Genomic DNA, 9,230 nt, shown 5'->3' with positions numbered 1-9,230 from the left:
TGACGTGGCTGACGAGGAAAAGCTGCTGGGGTACCTCAAGAAGGTCACCGCTGACCTGCGGCAGACCACCCGGCGCTTGCGGGATGTCGAGGACCGGGCCGGCGAGCCCATCGCCATCGTGTCGATGAGCTGCCGGTTCCCCGGCGGGATCGAGACCCCCGAACAGCTCTGGCGGATGCTGGCCGACGGTGTGGACGGCATGACGGCGTTCCCGGTCGACCGCGGCTGGCCGGAGTCGGCGCACGAGGCCGACTACGCCCGCGCCGGCGGATTCCTGCACGACGCCGCGCAGTTCGACCCGTCCCTGTTCGGCATGTCGCCGCGCGAGGCGCTTGCCACCGACCCGCAGCAGCGGGTGATGCTGGAGACCGCCTGGGAGGCGTTCGAGCGGGCCGGCATCGACCCGCACTCGCTCAAGGGCAGCAGCACTGGCGTCTACATCGGCGCCACCGCGACCGGCTACGGCGCGGGCGTGACCGAGGTGCCCGACGGCGTGGCCGGCTTCCTGATGACCGGCACCTCGAACGCGGTGATCACCGGCCGCGTCTCCTACGTGTTCGGCTTGAAGGGGCCGGCGGTGACCGTGGACACCGCGTGCTCGTCCTCGCTGGTGACCATGCACTTGGCGGCGCAGGCGCTGCGCAAGGGCGAGATCTCGCTGGCCCTGGCCGGCGGCGTCACGGTGATGGCCACGCACGGCCTGTTCTCGGAGTTCAGCCGGCAGAACGGTTTGGCGGCCGACGGCCGGATCAAGGCGTTCGCCGCCGGGGCCGACGGCACCAGTTGGGGCGAGGGCGCCGGCCTGGTGCTGCTGGAGCGGCTGTCCGACGCCCAGCGCAACGGTCACCCGATTCTGGCGGTGCTGCGCGGAAGCGCGATCAACCAGGACGGCGCGTCCAACGGTCTGACCGCCCCCAACGGCCCGTCGCAGCAGCAGGTCATCCTGCGGGCGCTGGAAAGCGCCGGCCTCAAGCCGTCCGATGTGGACGCTGTGGAGGCCCACGGCACCGGCACGACGCTGGGCGACCCGATCGAGGCGCATGCCCTGATGGCCACCTACGGCAAGGACCGTGAGCGGCCGCTGTGGCTGGGGTCGATCAAGTCCAACATCGGCCACACCCAGACCGCCGCCGGCGTCGCCGGGGTGATGAAGATGGTGCTGGCCATGCAGAACGGGGTGCTGCCCCGGACCCTGCACGTGGACGAGCCGTCCCCGAAGATCGACTGGCAGGCCGGCGCAGTCGAGCTGCTGACTTCGGAGCAGCCGTGGCCGGCGGGCGACCGTCCGCGCCGGGCAGGTGTCTCCTCGTTCGGCATCAGCGGCACCAACGCCCACGTCATCGTCGAGCAGGCGCCGGAAATCACCCGTGAGCCCGAGCCTGCGACGGTGAACTCGGACATCGTGCCCGTGCTGGTGTCCGGCCGGGGCGAGGCGGCGCTGCGGGCCCAGGCCGCCACCCTGGTGTCCACTGTGGACGACGACGTCGTCGGCCTGGCCCGCTCGCTGGCGACCACCCGGTCCTGCCTCGAACACCGCGCGGTGTTCGTCGGCTCCGGTCCGGACGAGCTGCGCGCCGCGCTGCGGGCCCTGGCCACCGGCGAGATCGCGACCGGTCTGGTCACCGGCGTGGCCGCCCCGGGCAAGACGGCCTTCATGTTCTCCGGCCAGGGTTCCCAGCGGGTCGGCATGGGCAAAGGCCTGTACGCGGCGTTCCCGGCGTTCGCCGAGGCCCTGGATGCCGTGCTGGCGCATCTGGACACCGGCCTGCGCGAGGTGATGTTCGAGGGTTCGGCCGACCTGGACCAGACCGGGCACACGCAGCCGGCCCTGTTCGCCATCGAGGTGGCGCTGTTCCGTCTGCTGGAGTCCTGGGGTCTGAAGCCGGACTTCGTGGTCGGCCACTCGATCGGCGAGCTGGCCGCCGCGCATGTTGCCGGTGTGCTGTCGCTGGAAGACGCCGGCAAGCTGGTCAGCGCTCGCGGTCGGTTGATGCAGGCGCTGCCCGAGGGCGGCGCGATGGTGGCGATCCAGGCCACCGAGGACGAGGTGCTGCCGCACCTGACCGACGGTGTGTCGATCGCCGCGATTAACGAGCCGACTTCGGTCGTGGTGTCCGGGGTCGAGGCCGAAGTCCTGGCCGTGGCGGCGAAGTTCGAGAAGACCAAGCGGCTGACGGTGTCGCACGCGTTCCACTCGCCGCTGATGGACCCGATGCTGGCCGAGTTCCGCGAGGTCGCCGCGAGCGTGACCTACGGGCGGCCGTCGATCTCCGTCGTGTCGAACCTGACCGGCCAGCCGGTGTCGGCGTTCGACGCCGAGTACTGGGTGCGGCACGTCCGCGAGGCCGTGCGCTTCCACGACGGCGTCGAGACCCTGCGCGCCGGCGGCGTCACGCGGTTCGTCGAGGTCGGCCCGGGCGGCGTGCTGGCCGGCATGATCGAGGGCGCGGTGCCGGTGCTGCGCAAGGACCGTGACGAGGTCGAGGCCATCACCACCGGCCTGGCCCGGCTGCACGTGAAGGGACTGTCCCCGGACTGGGGCAAGTTCTTCGCCGGCCGTGGCGCCGTCCGCACCGACCTGCCGACCTACACCTTCCAGCACGAGCACTACTGGCTGACCGGAACGGAACTCGCCGCCGGGGCCGGCGACGCCGTGGAGGACGGCCGGTTCTGGGAGATCGTCGAGGGCGGCGACCTGGCCGGTGCGCTCGGCGTCGACGCCGACACCCCGCTCAGCTCGGTGCTGCCCGCGCTGTCGACCTGGCGGCGCAACCGCCAGGAAAGCTCCACTGTGGACTCGTGGCGGTACCAGGTCGGCTGGAAGCCGGTCATTCCCGCCGCCTCGCCGGTGGTCTCCGGCAACTGGCTGGTGATCACCCCGGCCGGCGCCGACACAACCGTCCAGAATGGACTTGAGGCCCACGGGGCCACGGTCGCCGTCCTGACGGTCGAGGCCGACGCCGACCGCGACACGCTCACCCGGCAGCTGGCCGAGCTCGACGTCCGGCCCGACCACGTGGTGTCGCTGCTGGCGCTGGCCACGTCCGAGAACGCCGACGTGCCAACGGGTCTGGCCCTGACCGTGGCCCTCGTCCAGGCGCTGGGCGACGCCGACATCCGAGCCCGCCTGTGGTGCGTCACGCGTGGCGCGGTGTCCGCGGGCCGGTGGGACCGGCTCACCGACGTCGACCAGGCTGCCGTCTGGGGCCTCGGCCGGGCGGCCGCGCTCGAACTTCCCGACCGCTGGGGCGGTCTCGTCGACCTCCCCGCCGAACTCGACGACCGCGCCGTGTCCCGGCTGGTTGCGGTGCTGGCCGGCCTCGACGGCGACGAGGACCAGGTCGCCGTTCGCGCCAACGGCGTGTTCGTGCGCCGCCTGGCCCGGGCCGTGAAGTCCGCGACCGAGCAGGAGAAGTGGCAGCCGCGCGGCACCGTGCTGGTCACCGGCGGCACCGGCGCGCTGGGCGCCCACGTCGCCAAGTGGGTTGCCGCCAATGGGGCCGAGCACGTCGTGGTGGTCAGCCGGCAGGGCCCGAACGCGCCCGGCGCGGGCGAGATCGAGGCCGAGTTGGTCGGCCTCGGCGTGCGGGCCAGCGTGCTGGCCTGCGACGTCTCCGACCGGGCCGCCGTCGAGCGCCTGATCGCCGAGGTGTCGCCGAACGCCATCGTGCACACCGCCGGCGTGCTGGCCGACGGCATCCTCGATTCCGTTACGACGGACCAGCTTTCCACCGCGCTGCGGGCCAAGGCCCAGGCCGCGCGGAACCTGCACGAGCTGTCCGGCGACCTGGACGCGTTGGTGCTGTTCTCCTCGTTCGCCGGCACCGCCGGCGCCCCCGGCCAGTCCGCCTACGCGGCGGCCAACGCCTGGCTGGACGCGCTGGCCGAGTCCCGCCGAGCCGCCGGGCAGCCGGCGGTCTCGGTCGCGTGGGGCCCGTGGGCCGGTAGCGGCATGGCCGCCGACCCGACCGCCGCCGAGCGCATGCGTCGCGGCGGCATGCCGCCGATGGACGCCGAGTTCGCGCTGACCGCGCTGGCCCAGGCCGTCGCGTCCGGCGAGGCGACCGCCGTGGTGGCCGACATCGACTGGGAGAACTACGTTCCCGGCTACACCGTCGTCCGGCCGAGCGCCTTCATCGGCGACCTGCCCGAGGTCGCCAGCCGACCCAAGGCCGAGGCCCCGTCGCTGGGCGGCGGCCTGGCCGGCCTGACCCGGGCCGAGCAGGTCCGCCGGCTGCTGATCGTGGTCCGCGCGCACGCGGCCGCCGTGCTGGGCCATGCCGGCCCGGAGGCGATCGAGCCCGACCGCGCCTTCCGCGATCTCGGCTTCGACTCGCTGACCGCCGTCGAGTTCCGCAACGTCCTCGGCGCGGCAACGGGATTGAGCCTGCCGGCGACGGTGATCTTCGACTACCCGTCGGCCACCGCGCTGACCGAGTTCCTGCGCCAGGAGTTGGTCGGCGACTCGGCCGGCGTCGCACTGACCCCGGTCTCCGCTGGCCTCGACGACGAGCCGATCGTGATCGTGGGCATGGCCTGCCGGTTCCCGGGCGGGGTCGACTCGCCGGAAGCGTTGTGGCGCTTGGTGTCCGAGGGGACCGACGCGGTCGCCGGCTTCCCGGCCGACCGGGGCTGGGACGTGGAGTCCCTGTACGACCCGGACCCCGGGGCCGTGGACAAGTCGTACGTGAGTGAGGGCGGATTCCTCGACGGCGTCGGCAACTTCGACCCCGGCTTCTTCGGCGTCTCGCCGCGTGAGGCCGTCGCCATGGACCCCCAGCAGCGGTTGCTGCTGGAGACCTCGTGGGAGGCGCTGGAGCGGTCGGGTGTCGCGCCGGGCTCGGTGAAGGGCAGCCCGGTCGGTGTGTTCATCGGCGTCAACGGCCAGGACTACTCCACCCTGTTCATGTTCAGCGACCAGGATCTCGGCGCGCACGCCAGCACCGGCAACGCCGCCAGTGTCATGTCCGGCCGCATCGCCTACACGCTGGGCCTGGAGGGCCCGACGATCACCGTCGACACCGCGTGCTCGTCCTCGCTGGTGGCGATGCACCTTGCCGCGCAGGCGGTTCGGGCGGGGGAGTGCACGCTCGCGCTGGCCGGCGGCGTGACCGTGATGTCGACCCCGGGCACGTTCACCGCGTTCAGCCGGCAGCGGGGCCTGGCCGAGGACGGCCGCTGCAAGGCGTTCTCGGACGACGCCGACGGGACCGGTTGGGGCGAGGGCGTCGGCATGCTGGTGCTGGAGCGCCAGTCCGACGCCGTCCGCAACGGCCACCAGATCTTGGCTGTGCTGCGCGGAAGTGCGATCAACCAGGACGGCGCGTCCAACGGCCTGACCGCCCCCAACGGTCCGTCGCAGCAGCGGGTCATCCGCCAGGCGCTGGCCCAGGCCGGCCTGGCAGTGTCCGATGTGGACGCCGTCGAGGCCCACGGCACCGGCACGACGCTGGGTGACCCGATCGAGGCCCAGGCCCTGCTGGCGACCTACGGCCAGGACCGGGAAGAGCCGTTGTGGCTGGGTTCGGTCAAGTCCAACATCGGCCACACCCAGGCCGCCGCCGGCGTCGCCGGCGTGATCAAGATGGTGGAGGCCATGCGGCACGGTGTGCTGCCGCGGACTCTGCACGTCACCGAGCCGTCGTCCCATGTGGACTGGACCGCCGGCAAGGTCGCGCTGCTGACCGAGTCGCGCGAGTGGCCGGAGATCAGCCGTCCCCGCCGGGTCGGTGTGTCGTCGTTCGGCATGAGCGGCACCAACGCGCACGTGATCCTGGAGCAGGGTCCGTCGTTGCCCGCGCCGACGACCAGCGGCGAAACCACTGTTGTTCCTTGGGTGTTGTCCTCGCGGACCGCCAAGGGCCTGGCCGACCAGGCCGCGCGGCTGGCCGACTCGCTGCCCGATGGCTTTGCTGCCAACGACATCGCCTTCTCGCTGCTCAACTCCCGTTCGACATTCGAGCACCGCGCGGTGGTCATCGGGGCCGACAACGAGCAGTTGCTGGCCGGTGTCCAGGCGGTGGCCGCCGGCGCGCCGGGCACGGTCAGCGGTGTCGCGGCGGCGGTCGGCCGGACGGTGTTCGTGTTCCCGGGCCAGGGTGCGCAATGGGCCGGCATGGCAGTCGAACTGCTCGACTCCTCGCCGGTGTTCGCGGCGCGGATCGCCGAGTGCGAGGCGGCGCTGGCGCCGTTCGTGGACTGGTCGCTGATCGAGGTCCTGCGCGGCGACGCGGAACTGTTGGAGCGGGTGGACATCGTCCAGCCGGCCTCCTGGGCCGTGATGGTGTCGCTGGCCGAGTTGTGGCGTTCCCACGGCGTCGTTCCCGACGCAGTGGTGGGTCACTCGCAGGGAGAGATCGCCGCTGCCGCGGTGGCCGGCGCGCTGTCGCTGGCCGACGCCGCTCGGGTGGTTGCCTTGCGCAGCCAGGCCATTCGGGACGACTTGGCCGGCCTGGGCGGCATGGTCTCGGTCGGCCTGCCGGCCGACGAGATCGACCTGGGCGAGCGGGTTTGGGTGGCGGCGATCAACAGCGCCACCAGCACGGTCGTCGCGGGTGACCCAGATGCGTTGGACGAGCTGGTGGCCCGCTACGAGGCCGCCGGCGTGCGGGTTCGCCGGGTGCCGGTGGACTACGCCTCGCACACCGTGCACGTGGAGCGGATCCAGGCCCGACTCCGGGTCGACCTGGCCCCGATCACGCCGCAGGCGTCCCAGATCCCGTTCTTCTCCACGGTGACGGCCGACTGGGCCGACACCCGGCAGCTGGACGCCGGCTACTGGTACACCAACCTCCGGCAGACCGTTCGCTTCAACGACGCGGTGAACGCCTTGGTGGAGCAGGGTTTCGGCGTTTTTGTCGAGTCCAGCGCCCACCCGGTGCTGGCCCCGGTGATCGACCACGAGGGCGTGGTCACCGTCGGATCGCTGCGCCGCAACGAAGGCAGCCTCGCCCGGTTCCTGACCTCGGTCGGCGAGCTGTGGGTGCGCGGCGGGTCGGTCGAGTGGCCGGTGACCGGCCGCCTGACCGAGCTGCCGACGTACGCCTTCCAGCACCAGCGTTACTGGCTGGAGCTGAGCGGCGGCCGGCTGGCCCAGCGCGAGGAGCCGGCGGCCGACGGCTTCTGGGAGCACGTCGACCAGGACGACCTGGACACGCTCGTCGATGTCCTGGACGTCCGGGGCACCAGCCAGGAGGCCAGCCTGACCGAACTGCTGCCGGTGCTGTCCTCGTGGCGTCGTCGGCGGCAGGCCGACGCGGAGACCGATGCGCTGCGCTACCACGTGAAGTGGCAGCCGGCCGGCGGCTCCTGGTCGGGACGGCTGTCCGGCGCCTGGGTTCTGGTGACCTCGGAGGGCGAGCAGAGCCAGCACGCCGTGGCCGCCGCCATGACCGAGCGCGGGGCCGAAGTCGTCACGCTGACGGTGGATCTCGACGCTGCCGACCGGGCCGCGTTGGCCGACAAGCTCCGCGCCATCGCGGTTCCGGTCAACGGGCTGGTGTCGCTGCTGCCGCTGGACGAGCGCGTGCTGACTGGCCACGAGGCCGTGCCGAGCGGCTACGCCGCCTCGATCGCGTTGGTGCAGGCCATGGGAGACGTGGACCTGGACGCCCCGCTGTGGTGCGTGACCCGCGGCGCGGTGTCGACCGGGGCCGCCGACCAGCTCGCGAACCCCTCGCAGGCGCTGGTCTGGGGCGCCGGCCGGATCGTCGGTCTGGAGCACCCGAGCCGCTGGGGCGGACTGATCGACCTGCCGGCCGAGCTGGACGAGCGGGCCGTGCAGCGGTTCTGCGGCGTGCTGGCCGGCACCGACGGCGAGGACCAGGTGGCCATCCGCAGCCAGGGCGTGTACGTGCGTCGGCTCGTGCGGGCCCCGCTGACCGGTGCGGCCAAGCGGAACTGGCGGCCGGAGGGCACCGTCCTGATCACCGGCGGCACCGGCGTGCTGGGCGCGCACGTGGCCCGGTGGCTGGCGGTCAACGGCGCGGAGCACCTGCTGCTGGTCAGCCGGCGTGGCCCGCAGGCCCCGGGCGCGCCCGAGCTGGAGGCCGAGCTGGCCGAACTCGGCGCGAAGACGACGATCGTGGCCTGTGACATCACCGACCGGGAAGCCTTGCGCGGCCTGGTCGAGGACCACCCGGTGACCGCGGTGGTGCACACGGCGGCGGCGCTGGACGACTGCACCGTCGACCGCATCACGCCCGAGCGGATCGACTACGCGCTGCGGGCCAAGATGGGCGCGGCGTGGCACCTGCACGAGCTGACCAAGGACCGCGACCTCTCCGCGTTCGTGCTGTTCTCCTCCTTCTCCGGCACCTTCGGGGCGACCGGACAGGGCAACTACGCGCCCGGCAACGCCTACCTCGACGCGCTGGCCCAGCACCGCCGGGGCCTCGGCCTGCCGGGCACCTCGGTGGCGTGGGGCCCGTGGGCCGACGGCGGCATGGCCGACGAGGACGCGGTCAAGGAGATGCTGCGCCGCCACGGTGTTCCCGAGGTGCCGTCCGACCGTGCCATCACCATCCTCCAGCAGGCCGTCGACCACGAGGAGACCTTCCTGCTGGCCGCGGACATCGACTGGAAGCGGTTCAAGGTCGCCTACACCGCGACCCGGCCCAGCCCGTTCCTGGAGCACCTGGTCGACGCGCGGGCCGTGACGGCGGCCGTCGAGCAGCAGGCGGCGGCCGGCTCGATCGTGGACCGGCTGGCCGAGGCCTCCGACGCCGACCGCGAGCGGGCGCTGCTGGAACTGGTCCGCTCGCACGTGGCGGCCGTGCTCGGCCACGCGTCGCCGGACGAGGTCGAAAGCGCCCGGGCCTTCAAGGAACTGGGCTTCGACTCGGTGACCTCGGTCGAGCTGCGCAACGGCATCAACGGGGCGACCGGGCTGAAGCTGCCGGCCACCCTGGTGTTCGACCACCCCAACTCGCTGGCGCTGGCCCGGCACCTGAAGGAGTCGCTGTTCACCGGGGCCGCGCCCAAGCAGTTCGACCTGGACCGGCTGGAATCCCTGTTCTCCGAACTGTCCACAGAGGACATCGAGGAGAGCAGGCTGGTGGTCCGGCTGCGGGCGCTGGCCGACAAGCTCGGCGCACGGGCGGCGGAGACCGCGGCCCCGGCCGCCACCGTCACCGAGCAGCTCCAGGACGCGACCTCCGACGAGGTCTTGGCCTTCATCGACCAGGAGCTGGGGCTGGCCTGACCCGGCCCACCCCGCCGACGAGCACACC

Annotated in this window: 1 pseudogene; it reads left to right on the top strand. The window is 72.6% G+C overall.

Annotated features, from left to right (window positions below):
* Nucleotides 1–40: 40 nt before the first annotated feature.
* Nucleotides 41–9,202 (top strand): annotated as a pseudogene (locus ACIG5F_RS13305) (type I polyketide synthase); the annotation flags it as partial.
* Between the last annotated feature and the right edge of the window lie 28 nt (nt 9,203–9,230).

Source organism: Kutzneria sp. NPDC052558 (genome assembly GCF_044547355.1).
Lineage (GTDB): Bacteria > Actinomycetota > Actinomycetes > Mycobacteriales > Pseudonocardiaceae > Kutzneria.
The sequence above is the reverse complement of the archived record's forward strand: the minus strand, read 5'-3'. Positions and strand labels throughout refer to the sequence as shown.